General features: G+C 67.3%; 19 protein-coding genes. 13 read left to right on the top strand and 6 right to left on the bottom strand.

The window, feature by feature from the left end; genetic code table 11:
* A complete protein-coding gene (locus tag BW981_RS22915) occupies nt 1-213 on the bottom strand; it encodes a hypothetical protein (RefSeq protein ID WP_175624007.1) in 213 nt (70 codons plus the stop codon).
* Here BW981_RS22915 and BW981_RS01835 point away from each other — a divergent pair.
* From BW981_RS01835 to BW981_RS01870, 8 genes are all read left to right on the top strand, one after another.
* Nucleotides 127-963, top strand: coding sequence for an alpha/beta fold hydrolase (locus BW981_RS01835; protein ID WP_076435722.1), 837 nt, complete (start codon nt 127-129; stop codon nt 961-963). The genes BW981_RS22915 and BW981_RS01835 overlap by 87 nt on opposite strands.
* Before the next feature lie 62 nt (nt 964-1,025).
* A complete protein-coding gene (locus BW981_RS01840) occupies nt 1,026-1,304 on the top strand; it encodes a DUF1427 family protein (RefSeq protein ID WP_076435724.1) in 279 nt (92 codons plus the stop codon).
* 86 nt (nt 1,305-1,390) lie between these two features.
* Nucleotides 1,391-3,268, top strand: coding sequence for an amidohydrolase (locus BW981_RS01845; RefSeq protein ID WP_076435726.1), 1,878 nt, complete (start codon nt 1,391-1,393; stop codon nt 3,266-3,268).
* 9 nt (nt 3,269-3,277) lie between these two features.
* Complete coding sequence (locus tag BW981_RS01850; protein WP_076435728.1) at nt 3,278-4,882, top strand: MFS transporter; 1,605 nt, start codon at nt 3,278-3,280, stop codon at nt 4,880-4,882.
* Between the two features lie 52 nt (nt 4,883-4,934).
* The gene (locus BW981_RS01855; protein WP_076435730.1) at nt 4,935-5,615 is read left to right on the top strand and encodes a hydrolase; all 681 of its coding nucleotides are present in this window, start codon (nt 4,935-4,937) and stop codon (nt 5,613-5,615) included.
* Between the two features lie 192 nt (nt 5,616-5,807).
* Complete coding sequence (locus BW981_RS01860; protein WP_076435732.1) at nt 5,808-6,257, top strand: GNAT family N-acetyltransferase; 450 nt, start codon at nt 5,808-5,810, stop codon at nt 6,255-6,257.
* Between the two features lie 322 nt (nt 6,258-6,579).
* The gene (locus BW981_RS01865; protein WP_076435734.1) at nt 6,580-7,602 is read left to right on the top strand and encodes an LLM class flavin-dependent oxidoreductase; all 1,023 of its coding nucleotides are present in this window, start codon (nt 6,580-6,582) and stop codon (nt 7,600-7,602) included.
* Between the two features lie 147 nt (nt 7,603-7,749).
* A complete protein-coding gene (locus BW981_RS01870) occupies nt 7,750-8,442 on the top strand; it encodes a L,D-transpeptidase (protein WP_244560218.1) in 693 nt (230 codons plus the stop codon).
* Between the two features lie 355 nt (nt 8,443-8,797).
* Here BW981_RS01870 and rnhA read toward each other — a convergent pair whose 3' ends face one another.
* Genes rnhA through ispH form a run of 3 tightly spaced genes read right to left on the bottom strand, consistent with a single transcriptional unit; the run spans nt 8,798 to nt 11,289 of the window.
* Nucleotides 8,798-9,244, bottom strand: a complete 447-nt coding sequence (rnhA, locus tag BW981_RS01875) for a ribonuclease HI (protein ID WP_175624021.1) — start codon at nt 9,242-9,244, stop codon at nt 8,798-8,800.
* Nucleotides 9,241-10,206 (bottom strand): homoserine kinase, encoded by a 966-nt coding sequence (locus tag BW981_RS01880; RefSeq protein WP_076435738.1) that lies wholly within the window; start codon nt 10,204-10,206, stop codon nt 9,241-9,243. The genes rnhA and BW981_RS01880 overlap by 4 nt, the downstream gene beginning before the upstream one ends.
* 24 nt (nt 10,207-10,230) lie before the next feature.
* On the bottom strand, nt 10,231-11,289 hold the full coding sequence (ispH, locus tag BW981_RS01885; protein ID WP_076435740.1) for a 4-hydroxy-3-methylbut-2-enyl diphosphate reductase: 1,059 nt from the start codon (nt 11,287-11,289) through the stop codon (nt 10,231-10,233).
* Between the two features lie 20 nt (nt 11,290-11,309).
* Here ispH and BW981_RS01890 point away from each other — a divergent pair, with 20 nt between their 5' ends.
* The 4 genes from BW981_RS01890 (at nt 11,310) to BW981_RS01905 (ending at nt 15,390) form a co-directional block, all read left to right on the top strand.
* Nucleotides 11,310-11,801 (top strand): MarR family winged helix-turn-helix transcriptional regulator, encoded by a 492-nt coding sequence (locus BW981_RS01890; RefSeq protein ID WP_210188644.1) that lies wholly within the window; start codon nt 11,310-11,312, stop codon nt 11,799-11,801.
* On the top strand, nt 11,798-12,448 hold the full coding sequence (locus tag BW981_RS01895) for a glutathione S-transferase family protein (protein WP_076435743.1): 651 nt from the start codon (nt 11,798-11,800) through the stop codon (nt 12,446-12,448). The genes BW981_RS01890 and BW981_RS01895 overlap by 4 nt, the downstream gene beginning before the upstream one ends.
* Before the next feature lie 117 nt (nt 12,449-12,565).
* Nucleotides 12,566-14,440 (top strand): monovalent cation:proton antiporter-2 (CPA2) family protein, encoded by a 1,875-nt coding sequence (locus tag BW981_RS01900; RefSeq protein ID WP_076435745.1) that lies wholly within the window; start codon nt 12,566-12,568, stop codon nt 14,438-14,440.
* A gap of 71 nt (nt 14,441-14,511) precedes the next feature.
* A complete protein-coding gene (locus BW981_RS01905) occupies nt 14,512-15,390 on the top strand; it encodes a DUF937 domain-containing protein (RefSeq protein ID WP_076435746.1) in 879 nt (292 codons plus the stop codon).
* Between the two features lie 85 nt (nt 15,391-15,475).
* Here the strand turns inward: BW981_RS01905 and BW981_RS01910 are convergent, their stop codons facing one another.
* A complete protein-coding gene (locus BW981_RS01910; RefSeq protein ID WP_076435748.1) occupies nt 15,476-15,835 on the bottom strand; it encodes a DUF1127 domain-containing protein in 360 nt (119 codons plus the stop codon).
* A 175-nt stretch (nt 15,836-16,010) separates the two neighbouring features.
* Between BW981_RS01910 and BW981_RS01915 the strand changes: the two genes are divergently transcribed.
* Nucleotides 16,011-16,892, top strand: coding sequence for a LysR substrate-binding domain-containing protein (locus tag BW981_RS01915; RefSeq protein ID WP_076435750.1), 882 nt, complete (start codon nt 16,011-16,013; stop codon nt 16,890-16,892).
* A gap of 32 nt (nt 16,893-16,924) precedes the next feature.
* Here BW981_RS01915 and BW981_RS01920 read toward each other — a convergent pair whose 3' ends face one another.
* Complete coding sequence (locus BW981_RS01920) at nt 16,925-17,164, bottom strand: Flp family type IVb pilin (protein WP_244560185.1); 240 nt, start codon at nt 17,162-17,164, stop codon at nt 16,925-16,927.
* Between the last annotated feature and the right edge of the window lie 38 nt (nt 17,165-17,202).

Here is a 17,202-nt window from a genome sequence, read left to right on the forward strand (position 1 = left end):
CTATTGAATCAGACGATAACTCGGCCTGATGACATAAATGAAGCGCGCATCGGCCCTCTGGACGATGAGTTCAATCGCATCATTGGTGAATACCATCAACATCCTGAAGATCGAGAGGAATTCGGTATGCCATTCGTCAAAACAGGTGACGGCGTCGACATCTTTTACAAGGATTTCGGCCCGAAAGAAGCCCGGCCCGTCGTCTTTCATCATGGTTGGCCGCTATCGTCGGACGACTGGGATGCGCAAATCCTGTTCTTTCTCCAGCAGGGCTTTCGCGTCGTCGCACATGACCGCCGGGGTCATGGTCGCTCCGCCCATGTCTGGCAGGGGCACGACATGGATCACTACGCGGCCGATGCGTCTGCCGTGGTCGAGGCGCTCGACCTGCGCGACGCCGTCCATATCGGCCATTCCACCGGCGGCGGCGAAGTCGCCCGCTATGTCGCCAAATACGGGGAGCCGGCCGGGAGGGTCGCCAAGGCCGTGCTCGTCAGTGCCGTGCCGCCTTTGATGCTCAAGACCGCCGCCAACCCCGGCGGCCTGCCGCTCGAAGTGTTCGACGGCTTCCGCAAGGCGACCGCCGGGAACCGCGCGCAGTTCTTCCTCGATGTCCCCGCCGGCCCCTTCTACGGCTTCAACCGCGAGGGCGCGGCGGCTTATCCGGGCGTCGTTCAGAACTGGTGGCGGCAGGGGATGATGGGCAGCGCCGTCGCCCATTACGAAGGCATCAAGGCCTTTTCCGAGACCGACCAGACTGAAGACCTGAAGGCGATCTCCGTCCCTACGCTCGTGCTGCATGGCGAGGACGACCAGATCGTGCCGATCGACGCCTCGGCCCATGCCGCGATCAAGCTGCTGCGGAACGGCACACTGAAGACCTATCCCGGCTTCAGCCACGGCATGCTGACGGTGAACGCCGAGGTGCTCAACGCCGATCTGCTCGCCTTCATCAAGGGCTGACGCAACGGTCCGCGGCGGGCAGGACTCCCGCCGCGGACCGTGTCCAAGCAGCGGAGCGGACCGTGAAACTCTATCTGACGTCGCTCGGCGCCGGTTTGCTGGTCGGCGTAATCTACAGCCTCATCAATGTGCGGTCGCCGGCACCACCCGCGATCGCGCTCATCGGGCTGCTCGGCATCTTGATCGGCGAGCAGTTGCCGCCGCTGTTGCGGAGCTTCTGGACCAAGACCCCTGCCGCCCAATCCTGGCACCACCAGGTGAAGCCGCATCTCTTCGGCCATCTGCCGGGCGGCAAGGCGCCCGGCGACGATCTGCGCCCCGATAAGCGCGAGCGTGGCTGATGCCGACCCGATCGTCCTGAGCGGGGTTGCCGTACCCGGCCCCACCCTTGGCCCCGAGCCAGACCTCAGCACCGGGAGACAAGCCGATGTCCGCCGATCTCATTTTCCACAGCGGCCTCATCACCACACTCGACCGCGGCAATCCTGCCGCCAGCGCCGTCGCGATCCGTGAAGGCCGTTTCCTCGCCGTCGGCGATGAGGCCGAGGTCATGGCCAATGCCGGGCTGCAGACGAAAATTGTCGATCTCAAGGGCAAGTGCGTTCTGCCCGGGCTGATCGACAACCATCTCCACATCATCCGCGGCGGCCTGAACTTCAACATGGAGTTGCGCTGGGACGGCGTGCGCTCGCTCGCCGACGCGATGAGCATGCTCAAGCGCCAGGTCGCGGTGACGCCGCCGCCGCAATGGGTGCGTGTCGTCGGCGGCTTCACCGAGCACCAGTTCGCCGAGAAGCGCCTGCCGACGATCGAGGAGATCAATGCGGTCGCGCCCGAGACGCCCGTCTTCCTGCTGCATCTCTACGACCGCGCGCTGCTCAACGGCGCGGCGCTGCGCGCCGTCGGCTATACGAAGGAGACGCCGAACCCGCCGGGCGGCGAGATCACCCGCGATGCGGCGGGCAACCCGACCGGTCTGCTCCTCGCCAAGCCCAATGCCGGCATCCTCTATGCGACGCTGGCCAAGGGGCCGAAGCTGCCTTTCGACTATCAGGTCAATTCCACACGCCATTTCATGAGGGAGCTCAACCGTCTCGGCGTCACCGGCGCGATCGATGCCGGCGGCGGCTTCCAGAATTATCCGGACGACTACGCCGTCATCCAGACGCTCGCCGACGAGAACCAGCTCACCATCCGCCTCGCCTACAACCTGTTCACGCAGAAGGCCGGGCAGGAGAAGGACGACTTCCTCAACTGGACGAAGACCTCGACATACAAGCAGGGCGACGACTATTTCCGTCACAACGGTGCCGGCGAGATGCTGGTGTTCTCGGCTGCCGATTTCGAGGATTTTCGTCAGCCGCGGCCGGACATGTCGCCGCAGATGGAGGACGACCTCGAGGGCGTGGTGCGCATCCTCGCGGAGAACCGCTGGCCCTGGCGGATGCACGCCACCTATGACGAGACGATCTCGCGCGCGCTCGGCGTCTTCGAGAAGGTGAACCGGGACATCCCGCTCGCGGGGCTGAACTGGTTCTTCGACCATGCCGAGACCATCTCGGAGCGCTCGATCGACCGTGTCGCGGCGCTGGGTGGCGGCGTCGCCGTGCAGCATCGCATGGCCTTCCAGGGCGAATATTTCGTCGAGCGCTACGGGCTGGGCGCCGCGGAAGCGACGCCGCCGGTCGCGCGCCTGCTGGAGAAGGGCGTCAAAACCTCCGCCGGTACGGACGCGACCCGCGTCGCCTCCTACAACCCTTGGGTTTCGCTGGCCTGGCTGATCACCGGCCGCACGCTCGGAGGCTTGCGCCTCACGCCGGAGCGCAACTGCCTCGACCGCGAGACGGCGCTGCGCATGTGGACCGAGAACGTCACCTGGTTTTCCAATGAGGAGGGCAAGAAGGGCCGTATCGTGGTCGGCCAGCTCGCCGATCTGATCGTGCCGGACCGCGACTTTTTCTCCTGTCCGGAGGATGAGATCTCCTACATTTCCGCCGAGCTGACGGTCGTCGGCGGCCGGGTCGTCTACGGCGCCGGCCATTTCGCGTCGCTCGACGAGACCAAGCTGCCGCCGGCGATGCCGGACTGGTCGCCGGTGCGAACCTTCAGGGGTTATGGCGCCTGGGGCGAGCCGGACGGCGCGGGCAAGAACTCCCTGCGTCGGACCGCGATGACCGCCTGCGGCTGCGCGCGTTCCTGCGGCGTCCATGGCCACGACCATGTCGGCGCCTGGGCGAGCACGCTGCCGATCTCCGACCTAAAGAGTTTCTGGGGCGCGCTCGGCTGCGCCTGCTGGGCCGTCTGAGGGGGCACGATGAGCACGCCCGAGAGCAAGCCGGCCCAGGCATCGGCCCTCGCGCCGCTGCGCGGGCGCGTCTTTGCCGTGCTCTGGGCGGCGACGATCATCGGCAATATCGGCTCCTTCATGCGGGACGTCGCCAGCGCCTGGCTCGTCACCGACCTGTCGGGAGCGCCGGCGGCCGTGGCGCTCGTCCAGGCGGCCGCGACGCTGCCGATCTTCCTGCTCGCGATCCCAGCCGGCGTGCTCTCCGACATTCTCGACCGGCGCAAATTCCTGATCGCGATCCAGATCCTGCTCGGGCTCGTCAGCCTCTCGCTGATGCTTCTCTCGACCGCCGGCCTGCTCAGCGTGAGTTCGCTGGTCGGCCTGACCTTCCTCGGCGGGATCGGCGCCGCCTTGATGGCGCCGACCTGGCAGGCGATCGTGCCCGAACTCGTCGAGAAGTCCGATCTGAAGAGCGCGGTGGCGCTCAATTCGCTGGGCATCAACATCTCGCGCGCGATCGGCCCGGCGCTGGGCGGCCTGATCCTGGCCACGCTCGGCGCCGGCTTCACCTATGGCGCCGACGTGCTGAGCTATGTCGTCGTGATCACCGCCCTGATCTGGTGGCGCCGTGCGCCGCGGGCCGACGATGCCCTGTCCGAGCGCTTTACCGGCGCCTTCATCGCCGGGCTTCGCTATGCGCGGGCGAGCCGCGAATTGCATGTCGTGCTGCTGCGCGCCGCGATCTTCTTCGCCTGCGCCAGCGCCGTCTGGGCGCTGCTGCCGCTGATCGCGCGCAATCTGCTGGGCGGCGGCGCGGGCTTCTATGGCATCCTGCTCGGCGCCGTCGGGGCGGGCGCCATCCTCGGCGCCTTGCTGCTGCCGCGGTTGCGGGCGCGGCTGGACGCAGATGGCCTGCTGCTGCTCGCAGGGATCGTCACCGCGGCGGTGATGGTCACGCTCGCCCTTGCGCCCCCGCAAGGCATCGCGGTCGCGATCCTGCTGCTGCTCGGCGCGGCCTGGATCGTCGCGCTCACGACCCTGAACGGCGTGGCACAGTCAATCCTGCCGAACTGGGTGCGCGGACGGGCGCTGGCGGTCTACCTGACCGTGTTCAACGGCGCGATGACGGCCGGGAGCCTGGGCTGGGGCGCGGTCGCCGAAGCCGCAGGGCTGCGGGGCACGCTCGTGATCGCGGCGGGCAGCCTGCTGGTCGCCGCGGTCGTCATGCACCGCGTCAAGCTCCCGGCCGGCGAGGCCGATCTGGCGCCCTCCAACCACTGGCCCGAGCCGCTGGTCGCGAGCAGCGTCGCGCCTGACCGCGGCCCTGTCCTGATCCTGATCGAATATCAGGTGCAGGCGACAGATCGCGATGCCTTCGTCAGGGCCGTCCATCGCCTTGCCGTCGCCCGCCGTCGCGACGGCGCCCATGATTGGGGCATCACCGAAGACACCGCCGACCCGGAGAAGCTGGTCGAGTGGTTCGTCGTCTCGTCCTGGGCCGAGCATCTGCGCCAGCACAAGCGAGTCTCGAAAGCCGATGCCGAGCTGCAGCAGCAGGTCAGGCGCTTCCATCTCGGCGACGATCCGCCCGTGGTGCGCCACTTCCTCGATCTGCGCCCGTCCCCCGCGTGACGGCCGCAGTTGCCCCTGCATCAACCTTCCATCCCAGCCTCAGGAGACGACCATGTCCGGCTATCTCGAAGTCCTCACGCCCCAGAACAGCCAGATCATCTTCATCGACCAGCAGCCGCAGATGGCCTTCGGCGTGCAGTCGATCGACCGTCAGGTGCTGAAGAACAATGTCGTCGGCCTGGCCAAGGCGGCGAAGGTCTTCGGCATCCCGACCACCATCACCACCGTCGAGACCACGAGCTTCTCGGGGCACACCTATCCCGAGCTTCTCGCCGTCTTTCCTGAGAGCAAGATCCTCGAGCGGACCTCGATGAACTCCTGGGACGACCAGAACGTCCGCGACGCGCTGGCCGCCAACGGCCGCAAGAAGGTCGTCGTCTCCGGGCTCTGGACCGAGGTCTGCAACACCACCTTCGCGCTCTGCGCCATGCTGGAGGGCGGCTATGAGATCTACATGGTCGCCGACGCCTCCGGCGGCACATCGATGGACGCGCACAAATATGCGATGGACCGCATGGTGCAAGCGGGCGTGGTGCCGGTGACCTGGCAGCAGGTGCTGCTCGAATGGCAGCGCGACTGGGCCCGGAAAGAGACTTACGACGCGGTCGTCGCCATCGCCAAGGAGCATTCCGGGGCCTATGGCATGGGCATCGATTACGCCTACACCATGGTCCACAATGCGCCGGAGCGCGCCAGCCATGGTGAGACGATCGGCCCCCGCCCCGCCACATGACGGCTTCCATAGATCGAGGCGAGAGCGGTCGACGGCAGTGTTACGCCATCGAAACAGATGCCCATCGTGCGGCCCAGGGGCCAGCGCCGTCGTCGGCGGCACCCGACCCGCACGATGATCGATCCGATCTGCGCTTGTCATGAGACAGCGGCGCGGCGATGCCGCTAATCTCTTCCCGCTGGAGGAGCCATCATGTCCGAGATCACGATTCGCCCGCTGACCGCCGCCGACCGCGAAGCCTGGCTGCCGCTCTGGCATGGCTATCTGACATTCTACAAGGCGACGCTGCCGGCCGAGATCGACGACGTCACCTTCGGGCGGCTCACCGGGGGCGCCGAGCCGATGGGAGGCTTCCTCGCCGAGCGGGACGGCCAGGCACTCGGCATGACCAACTGGGTGATCCACCGCACGACCTGGAGCGAGAAGAACATCTGCTACCTGCAGGACCTCTTCACCGTGCCGGAGGCGCGCGGAACCGGGGTCGGGCGCAAACTGATCGAGGCGGTCAACGCCATGGCGCGCCAGAAGAACTGCTTCCGCGTCTATTGGCAGACGCATGAAACGAACCTGCAGGGCCAGGCGCTCTACGACAAGGTGGCCGACAAGTCGGGCTTCATCGTCTACCGTCAGCCGCTGGTCTGAGGCGTCCGCCTCCTCAGCCGCAGCCGTCGTCCTGATGAGGTCCGCAGGGCTGTTTCGAAGGATGGCTCAGGAAGCTGCGGAAACACCGGGATCATCCTTCAGGACGTCGCCGCGCGGAGCTCGGGATGTTTCCGGTGATCCGAGCCGCCCGCGCGCCGTCTGCCAAATCATGTGGTGAAACCGCCTCGATGCACATTTGAGCTTGCGCCGGTGCAATGCCGGCGAGAGGGAGCGTGCCTATATTGGCATCAGGCGTCCCGGATGATCTGCGGGGCCTCCCCTTCCGACGCGCCCGCATGCGCCAGCCCGAGACCTTTGCACCATGAAAAAGATCGGCTTTCTCTCCTTCGGCCATTGGAACCCGTCTCCTCAATCGGGCACGCGCTCGGCCGGTGACGCGCTGCTGCAGTCGATCGATCTCGCCGTCGCGGCGGAAGAACTCGGTGCGGACGGCGCCTATGTCCGCGTCCATCATTTTGCCCGGCAACTCGCCTCGCCCTTCCCGCTGCTGGCCGCCATCGGCGCCAGGACGAGCCGCATCGAGATCGGCACAGCCGTGATCGACATGCGCTACGAGAACCCCCTCTACATGGCGGAGGATGCCGGCTCGGCCGACCTCATCGCTGGCGGGCGGCTGCAACTGGGCCTGAGCCGCGGCTCGCCCGAGCAGGTGATCGAGGGCTTTCGCCATTTCGGCTACGAGCCGGCGGAAGGCCAGAGCGACGCCGATATGGGACGGCGCCATGCGGAGGTCTTCCTCGACGTGCTGCGCGGCGAGGGCTTCGCGAGACCCAATCCGCGGCCGATGTTCCCGAACCCGCCGGGACTGCTCAGGCTGGAGCCGCATTCGGAAGGCCTGCGCGAGCGCATCTGGTGGGGTGCCGGCTCGAACGCCACTGCGGTCTGGGCTGCGAAGCTCGGCATGAACCTACAGAGCTCGACGCTGAAGGACGACGAGACCGGCGAGCCCTTCCACATCCAGCAGGCGAAGCAGATCCGCGCCTATCGCGAAGCCTGGAAGGAGGCGGGACACGCCCGCGCGCCGCGCGTTTCGGTCAGCCGCAGCATCTTCGCGATCGTCGATGATCGCGACCGCGCCTATTTCGGCCGCGGCGGGCAGGAGCAGGACAGCATCGGCTTCATCGACGAGAGCACGCGCGCGATCTTCGGCCGCAGCTACGCGGCAGAGCCCGACAGGCTGATCGACGAACTGAAGAAGGACGAGGCCGTCGCCGAGGCCGACACCCTGCTGCTCACCGTGCCGAACCAGCTCGGGGTCGAGTACAACGCCCATGTCATCGAGGCGATCCTGAAGCATGTCGCGCCGGGGCTCGGCTGGCGCTGAGCTTCGCCCGCTATCGCAAGCAGCGGGCCGACCCTTGCCAAGCGGAGCGCTTGGCGGCAGTGTGCGCTCCGCAAAAACGTCCGGCTGTACGCTGCCGGAGCGCGCTCTCGTCGAGCATCGGAATATGGGACACTGCCAATCATGATCATGGATGGTCGGAATGCCGGCCCGGGCCATATCTCGCTCGGACGCCGCCCTGAACTCGTGAGCCGCCGCGCCTTCCTGGTCGGCTCCGCCGTCAGCGTGGGCGCGCTCGGCCTCGCCGGCTGCGCCGCGACGGACGGGATGTCACTCGCCGAGGCCCAGAAGGTCTATGGCCCCGTGCCGGACAAGAAGTTCGCGATCCCGGCAGCCGACATCAACAAGGTCGATCCGAAATACTGGCGCCGCACGGTTCGCTACGAGAGCAAGGAAGCGCCGGGCACGATCATCGTCGATCCGGCCAACTATTACGTCTATCGCATCGAGGGCGACGGCAACGCGACCCGCTACGGCGCCAATGTCGGCCGCGACGGCTTCCGCTGGAACGGCGATGCCTATGTCGGGCGCAAGTCGGAATGGGCGACGTGGACCCCGCCGCCGGAAATGATCAAGCGCCAGCCGGAGGCCGCGAAATACGCCCGCGGCATGCCCGGCGGCCTCGAAAACCCGCTCGGCGCGCGCACGCTGCATCTCTACCAGAACGGCCGCTACACGCTCTACACGATCTACGCCTCGCTCGATGAGGAATCGATCGGCTCCGGCATCACCAGCGGCTGCGTCGGCCTGCTGACGCAGGACATGATCGACCTCTACGACCAGACGCCGGTGAAGACCAAGGTCGTCGTGCTGCCGGCCTGATGAGCGCCCTGTCGAATGAGCCGGCACGGCTCATTCGACCCGCTTTCGATCTGTGCCGCCACGACATCAGGCAGTGCAGATCGCGGCTTCTCTGTCTGCGATACGGTTCTGGTTTCCCGGCGGCGTTCAGCCGAAGGTCGCGAGCGGGTGAGCATAAAGCGTGGCCGTCACCACCAGGTTGATCGCGACCGCCAGCCAGAGCAAGGCATCCAGGGAGATCCGGACCATCATCGAGCTGCCCTCCGTGATGAGAGGACAATCCGCTTGAGGCCAGCCCCGTTCCAGCAAGCCGGGCATTTGAGCCAAATGCCGCGGATCTTGGTTAGCGCCTGGTTAACAGGGGTCCGGGCCCGCTTCAGCGGCTCGGCTTGAACGGCGCCATTCCGGCGCGGGCGAGAGCGTCGGCGCGCTCATTCATCTCGTCCCCGGCATGGCCCTTGACCCATTTCCACTCGATCTTATGGGTGCCGAGCGCCGCGTCGAGACGCTGCCAGAGCTCAGCGTTCTTCACCGGCTTCTTGTCGGCCGTCCGCCAGCCATTCTTCTTCCAGCCATGGATCCAGCCCGTGATGCCCTGGCGCAGATACTGGCTGTCGGTGTGCAAAGCGACGGTGCAGGGGCGCTTCAACGCCTCCAGCGCGGCGATCGCCGCCATCAGCTCCATGCGGTTGTTGGTGGTCTGCGCCTCGCCGCCGGAGAGCTCCTTCTCGACCCCGCCATAGGACAGGATCGCCCCCCAGCCGCCGGGGCCGGGGTTTCCCGAGCAGGCGCCGTCTGTCCAGACGTCTACGGTCGCGCTCACCGCTTCAGCCCGTATTCGCGGGCATCGACCACGCGCTGGTGGAAGGCGAGCTTGCGGTCGTATTCGAGCGGGTCGTGCGGCTTCACCAGCGCGCCCGGCGGCACGTTGAGCCAGTCCACCAGCCGCGTCAGCAGGAAGCGCAGGGCCGAGCCACGGCAAAGCTGGGGCAGCGCCTCGACCTCTGCCGCCTCCAGTCCACGGACGCTTTCATAGCCCGCCAATAGCGCCTGGCCCTTCGTCAGGTTGAATGATCCGTCAGCCTCGAAGCACCAGGAATTCAGGCAGATCGCGACGTCATAGGCGAAGGCGTCGGTGCAGGCGAAGTAGAAGTCGATCAAGCCCGAGAGCCTGTCGCCGACGAAGAAGACGTTGTTCGGGAAGAGATCGGCGTGGATGACGCCTCGCGGCAGGCCCTGCGGCCAACTCGCCTCATGCACTGCGATCTCGACCGCGACGCGCTTTGCCAGGCCCGGCGACACCTTGTCGGCATCCGGGCCCGCCTGCTCGGCGAGCGGGCGCCAGCCCGGCACCGAGAGAGCATTGACGCGCTCCATCGTAAAATCGGCGCCGGCCTCATGCAGTTGCGCCAGTCCCCGGCCGAGCTCCTGGCAATGCTGAGCGGTCGGGCGCCGCACCGAGAGCCCGTCGAGGAAGGTGACAATCGCGGCCGGCCGCCCGGCGAGATGACCCAGCATCTGGCCGCGGCTGTCCTCGACCGGCTGCGGGCAGGTCAGCCCCCGCCCGGCCAGATGCTGCATCAGCCTCAGGAAGAACGGCAGGTCGGCAGGGTTCACCCGCTTCTCGTAGAGGGTGAGGATATAGGCGCCCCGGGTGGTGTGGAGCAGGTAGTTCGAGTTCTCGACGCCCTCGGCGATGCCCTTGGCGGAGGTGAGATCGCCGATGCCATAACGCGCCACAAAGGCGGCCAGCTCGTCATCGGGTACTTCGGTATAGACGGCCAAGGTCGAACGCTTTCGTATCGGGGCTTATTCGGCGGCGGCCGACGAGGCATCGCCGCGCAGTTCGCGCGGCAGCGGGAAGAACACGTCCTCGCTGGCCGTGGAGACCGTCTCGACGCGGACATCGTAGCGTTCGGCGAAGGCGTCGATGATCTCCTCCACCAGCACTTCGGGCGCGCTGGCCCCAGCCGTGATGCCGAGGCTGCGGATGTTGCCGAAGGCCGACCAGTCGATCTCGTCGGTCCGCAGCACGAGGCGCGCGACCGGGCAGCCGGCGCGCTCGGCCACCTCGCGCAGGCGCTGCGAGTTCGAGGAATTGGGCGAGCCGACGACGATCAACCCCTCGACCAGCGGGGCGACGCGCTTCACCGCCTCCTGCCGGTTGGTGGTGGCGTAGCAGATGTCTTCCTTGTGGGGTGCGATCAGCTCCGGAAAGCGGGCCTGCAGCGCCTCCACGATCTCGCGGGTGTCGTCGACCGAGAGGGTGGTCTGGGTGACATAGGCGAGCGGCGCGCCGGTGGGCGGGTTCAGCGCCGCGACATCGGCCAATGTCTCGATCAGCGTGATCGCGCCCTCGGGCAGCTGCCCCATCGTGCCGATCACCTCCGGGTGGCCGGCATGGCCGACCAGGAGGATGTGGCGGCCGCGCTTGTGGTGGACCTCCGCCTCGCGATGCACCTTGGTGACCAGCGGGCAGGTCGCGTCGATGGCGAAGAGACTGCGGGCCTTTGCTGCGGCCGGAACGGCCTTGGCCACGCCATGGGCCGAGAAGATCACGGGGCGTGTCTCGTCCGGCACCTCGTCGAGCTCGGCCACGAAGACAGCGCCCTTCCGCCTCAGCGATTCGACGACGTATTTGTTGTGGACGATCTCATGGCGGACATAGACCGGGGCGCCGTGGAGCGAGAGCGCCTTCTCCACCGCGTCGATGGCGCGCACGACCCCGGCGCAGAAACCACGCGGGGCACAGAGCAGGATATCGAGCGGCGGCTTGGTCACGCGCCTTCGCACTCCGGTCGGGGATGGAGCGCCTTCTTTCGGCGGGATGGCCGTGATGTCAAGGAAACCTGTGGCGGGCCACCGCATAAGTTGATATCAACACAATGATGGAGCCACGGATACCAGTTGTGCCCTTCGCGACCACGCTGATGGTTCGCGATCGCTGCCTGTGCCTGCATGCGCAGCGCGCGGCCCGCGTGCTGGCACGCCGTTTCGACGACGCGCTGCGCCCGCATGGGCTGACCAACGAGCAGTTTTCCCTGCTGATGGCGCTCAACCGGCCAAAGCCGCCCTCCATCGGGGCGGTCGCGAAGACGCTGGGGGCTGATCGCACGACGCTCACGGCCGCGCTCAAGCCGCTGGCGCGCGAGGGATTGGCGGATGTCTCGCCCGATCCGGAGGACCGGCGCTCGCGCCGGGTGGCACTGACGGCCGCCGGCCATGCGCGGCTGCTGGCGGCGCTGCCGGTCTGGCTTGCCCTGCACGAGGATCTGGAAGCGCGCCTCGCTGCCCCGGACGCGCAGGAGATCCGAAAGGGCATGGAGACACTGGCCCATTGGTCGACCGAAACAAGAACAACGGAGGAGACAACGCCATGACCATTCAGGTTTCAGCCTTTCGCTGGGTTCCACCCTTCGCACAGGGCCATGTGCGCGACCTCAGGGTGCGCTGGGCCCTGGAAGAAGCCGGCCTGCCCTATGAGGCCTCGCTCATCGGCCGCGAGGACCAGGCTTCTCCCGAATACCGGGCCTGGCAGCCCTTCGGGCAGGTGCCAGCGTATCGGGACGGCGAGGTGGAGCTGTTCGAATCCGGCGCGATCGTGCTCTATCTCTCGCGTCAATCGCCCGCTCTGGCGCCCGAGAACGAGGCTGGCCGCGCGCGGGTCGCGAGCTGGATCCTGGCGGCGCTGAATTCAATCGAGCCGCAGGTCGCGCAGCTCGCTCTGACGGACATCTTCCACAAGGGTGAGCCCTGGACGCTGGCGCGGCGCCCGCAGATCGTCGAGATGGTCGAGAAGCGCCTGACGCAGCTCGAGGCCTGCCTCGGCGACAAGGCGTATCTCGAAGGCGTTTTCTCGGCCGGCGACCTGATCATGGCCAGCGTGCTGCGCAGCGTGCCGGACGACATCCTCGCCGGCTTCCCCAAGCTCGCGGCCTATCGGGCCCGCTGCCTCGGCCGGCCAGCCTTCGGGCGCGCGCTGGAGGCGCAGCTGGAGCCGTTCCGCAAGCACGCGCCGGCGGCGTGAACCGGCGGCGGCATCGCGATCAGGGCGAGAGACGCTTGCCTCTCGCGCTCTGCGGGCGGAGCCCCTAGATAGGGTCGTCGGCGCATCGAGCCGCCACTCCTTCCAGCGTGAGCAGCCATGGCCGAAGCAGCCGCCCAAGTCGCCTCCCATGCCAGCTATCTGCCACCGATCCTGACCTTCTGTGCCGGTGCCGTCATCGCGGTGCCGATCTTCCGCAAGCTCGGGCAGTCGGCGGTGCTGGGCTATCTGGCGGCCGGCATCGTCATCGGCCCCTCGCTGCTCGGCGTCATCCAGGATCCGGACGCGATTCGCGGCACGGCCGAGATCGGCGTCGTGCTGCTGCTGTTCCTGGTCGGGCTCGAGCTGCAGCCCTCGCGCCTCTACTCGATGCGGCGCGACATCCTCGGCTCCGGCATCACGCAGATGGCGGTCAGCGCGGCGGGGATCGGGCTCGCCGGCTGGTGGCTCGGCCTGCCGCTGGCCGGTGCGATCGCGGTCGGCATCTCGCTGGCGCTGTCGGCGACGTCCATCGCCCTGCAGTTGCTGGAAGAGCGCGGCGACGGCAGCGAGCTGTACGGCCGCCGCACCTTCTCGATCCTGCTGTTCCAGGACATCTCGATCGCGCCCGTGCTGGCGCTCATCCCGCTGCTGGCGACGACGGGCCCGCAATCGGGCGGGCCGGGCAAGGCGTTTGCCGCGATGGGCGTCGCGCTGGCGGCGATCGTCGTGGTGGTCTTCGCCGGGCGCTATCTGCTCAACCCGTTCTTCCGCATCCTGGCGCATAGCGGCGCCAAGGAGGTGATGACCGCCGCGGCCCTGCTGATCGTGCTCGGCGCGGCGCTGCTGATGGAGCATGTCGGGCTGTCCATGGCGATGGGCGCCTTCATCGCCGGCGTGATGCTGGCGGATTCGCATTTCCGGCACGAGCTGGAGGCCGATATCGAGCCCTTCCGCGGCGTGCTGCTCGGCCTGTTCTTCATGGCCGTCGGCATGTCGCTGGATCTCAGGATCGTGGCGGAGAACTGGCTGCTGCTCGCGCTGGCCGCGCCGCTTCTCGTGCTGTTCAAGATCGCAGTGGTGGCGACCATCCTGCGCGTGTCCTGCTCGTCCTGGATGGAAGCGGTGCGCGCCGGAGCGCTGCTTTCGCCGGCCGGCGAGTTCGCCTTCGTGCTGCTGCCGCTCGCACTCGCCAACGGGCTGCTCGACGCGCGCCAGGCGGCCATCGTCACGGCTCTGGCGGCGATCAGCATGCTGCTGGGCCCGATCGTCGCAAAGGCGATCGACTCCGTCCTGCTCAGCCGGATCAAGCCGGAGACGATCGACGAGGATTTCGACGGCGCTGACGGCAGCGAGGTGCTGGTGATCGGCTTCGGTCGCTTCGGCCAGGTGGTAACGCAGGCGCTGCTGCTGCAGCATATCGACGTGACCATCATCGATTCCGATGTCGAGCGCATCCGCTCGGCCGCGAAGTTCGGTTTCAAGATCTATTACGGCGATGGAACGCGGCTCGACGTGCTGCGCGCCTCCGGCGCGGCGCGGGCGCGGATCATCTGCATCTGCATCGACAACAAGGAGGCCGCGTTGCGCATCGTCGAGATGGCACGGGCCGAGTTCCCGCATGCACGGCTGCATGTGCGGGCCTATGACAGAGTTCACGCCATCGACCTGATGAAGGCCAATGTCGACTATCAGCTGCGCGAGACCTTCGAGTCCGCTCTCGGCTTCGGCCGCGTGACGCTGGAAGCCGTCGGCCTGACGCGCGACGAAGCGGAACTCGTCATCGACCATGTCCGCGACCGCGATTCGCAACGCATGGAGATCCAGTACAACGAGGGCATCGCGGCCGGCCTCAGCCAGGTGCCGCGCGTCACGCCCGAGCCGCTCGTCAGGCCGAAGGGCAAGTCGCGGGCCCTGACGGCGGAAACGCAGGAGGTGATCGAGGATGGCGGGGCCGAGGTCGCGGTGGGCGGCGTCGGCGAGCCGGAGCGCTGAGCATCGTCGATTTGCCAGCGCACAGGCGGCTGCTATCGTCGCCACAGGTGCATTGATCCGGGAGGCGCATCATGATGAACCTGTTCGAGATCATGCAATCGGCCCAGAACGGCCAGGCGATGCAGAATATCGCCCGGCAATACAGCCTGAGCCTGCAGCAGACCCAGGCCGCGATAGACGCCCTGCTGCCGGCCTTCTCGATGGCCTTGCAGCGCCAGACGCAGGACCCTTACGCCTTCGGCTCGCTGGCGCAGATGATGACGGCCTCGCCCTATGCGCGTTTCTTCGAGGCTGCGGGGAGCGGCATTCCGCCCGGCGCCAACACCGCCGGCCAGGACGTGCTGAGCCGCGTGTTCGGCTCGCAGGAGGTGGCCCAGGCCGTCGCCGCGCAGGCGGCCGCGACCAGCGGCGTCAGCATGGCGATCCTGAAGCAGATGCTGCCGGTGATCGCGGCGATGCTGATGGGCGGGCTGTCTAAGACAGCCAGCAACGAAGGCTTCGGCGGCATTCTCGGCCAGTTCGCGGAGATGATGCGGGGCCAGGTGCCCGGCATGCAGCCGCCTGCGCAGCCGGCCCCGCAGCAACAGGCGCCGCTCAATCCGATGGAGGCGATCCTGCGCGGCATGTTCGGACAGGCCAATGCCGCGCCGCCGCCGCAGGGCCAGACCGGGGCCAGCCCGAACGACCCGTTCGGCGGCATGTTCGGGCAGATCCTCGGCGGAATGTTCGGCGGGGCGGCCCCCGGCACGGGCGCGGCGAACCCCGCATCCCCGCCGCCTGCGCCCGAACCGCAAACGGCAGGGGGCGAGCTGCCGCCGGGGCCGGGCTCGATCGGCCTCGACGCACTCAACCAGATGTTCGAGCATGGGCGGCAGATCCAGGACGACCACCAGAAGGCGATGAAGTCGATCCTCGACGCCATGCTCGGCGGCGGCCAGCAGGCGCGCTGACGCAGCACCACAAAAAAGGGCGGAAGCCGAAGCTCCCGCCCGCAGGGACGCCGCGCCAAGGGGTCAGGCGCGGCGCAAGCTCAGCTCAGGCACAGCGCGCCAGAACATGGTCCGCATGGCCCGCCATGACCGGACCGCTCTCGGAGAGGCGGACCGCCTGTTCGCGGCGGGCATTGGCGACATCGGCCCCGGCGCGCGAGCGCGCAGCCAGAATCGTCGAGGGGTCGGTCAGCCAGGAGGTGGCCAGCGCACCGTTCACATCCGAGCGGACAAGGCCGATATCCTTCAGCTCACGCTCGTCGAGTTCGCCGAGGCGCATCACCTCGCGGCGGTGCAGCATCGCTCGCCCAAAGCCCGCCAGCTGCGTCACGACCGTGCCGGCAACGCGCACGATCCCCGCCGGAGCGGATGAGAGCGACTTCGCAGCGATGGTCATGAACAACATGGCACCCTCCTCGGGGCAGGATCGAATTCGGGACGCTCGCCGCCGGCCCGGACGCACCTTCTGGTCGGCTTGTTGGTGAACGGCCTCCGATTTAGCGAGAGGCTGGTCATCAGCCAAACGAATGGTTATGATCCTTCACAACACGGATATTGATAGTCCGGCGACGGGGGATGTCATGGCCCATGTGCTCGATGCCGATCAGCTGAAGACCTTCGTCGCCATCGCCGATACGGGCTCCTTCACCCGTGCAGCCGAGATCGTGTTCAAGACGCAATCGGCGGTCTCGATGCAGATGAAGCGCCTCGAGGAGCGCGTCGGCCGGCCGCTGTTCGGCCGCGACGGGCGCCATGCGAAGCTGACGGAGGATGGCGAGCGACTGCTCGACTATGCCCGCCGCATCGTCAGGCTGAATCTCGAATGCGTGGCGAGCTTCACCGATGCCGACCTGAAGGGCCGCATCCGGCTGGGGGTCCCCGACGACTATGCCGACCGATACCTGCCCGAGATCCTGGCCCGCTTCGCCCATTCCAATCCGCGTGCCGAGGTCACGGTCGTCTGCGAGCCCACCCCGATGCTGGCCGAGCGGATCGCGACCGGGGACATCGACCTCGCCATCATCACCCATGTGGAAAGCCGCGGCCAGGGCGAGATCATCCGCATCGAGCCGCTGCTCTGGGTCACCTCGGCCCGCCATACCGTGCATGAGGAAGACCCGCTGCCGCTGGCGCTGGGGCGGCCCACCTGCAACTGGCGGCAGGCAGCCGTCGATGCGCTGGAAGCGAAGGGGCGGCGCTTCCGCGTGCTCTATGCGAGCTGGAACTCGACCGCTGTCGGCGCCGCCGTCGTCGCAGGGCTGGCCGTCTCGGTGCTGCCGGAAAGCGCGGTGCGGCCCGGCATGCGCATCCTCGGGCCGGCCGAAGGGTTCGCCACCCTGCCCTCCTGCAAGATCGGGCTGCTGCGAACGCGCTTCGACCCCTCCGTGCTGTCGAACGCGCTGGCCGAGCACATCATCCAGAGCCTGGACAATCTGGCGAGCTTCAAGGTGGCGGCGGAATAGGCCTCGGTCGGCTTTTCTGCAGAGGCTCAGGCTCAGTGCGAGAGCGCGCTGGCCGCAGACTGGAAGAAACCGAGCACCGACTGGCCGATCTGTGTCGCCCACGTGACGATCGTCAACGAGATCAAGCTGACGACGAGGCCGTACTCGATCGCCGTCGCACCGTTCTGGTCGCGGCAAAAATCAGCAATGCTGGCGCAAATTCTGACCATGTCGCGATCATTAGCGCCGAGATTGTGCCAAAGCGTTAATGCGCGCACTGCAATGCAGCGCATCCGCCAAATTGTGCGGTCCGGATCGCCAGGCGACTGAG

Origin of the sequence: Allobosea sp. TND4EK4 (genome assembly GCF_900156025.1) — a bacterium.
Lineage (GTDB): Bacteria > Pseudomonadota > Alphaproteobacteria > Rhizobiales > Beijerinckiaceae > Allobosea.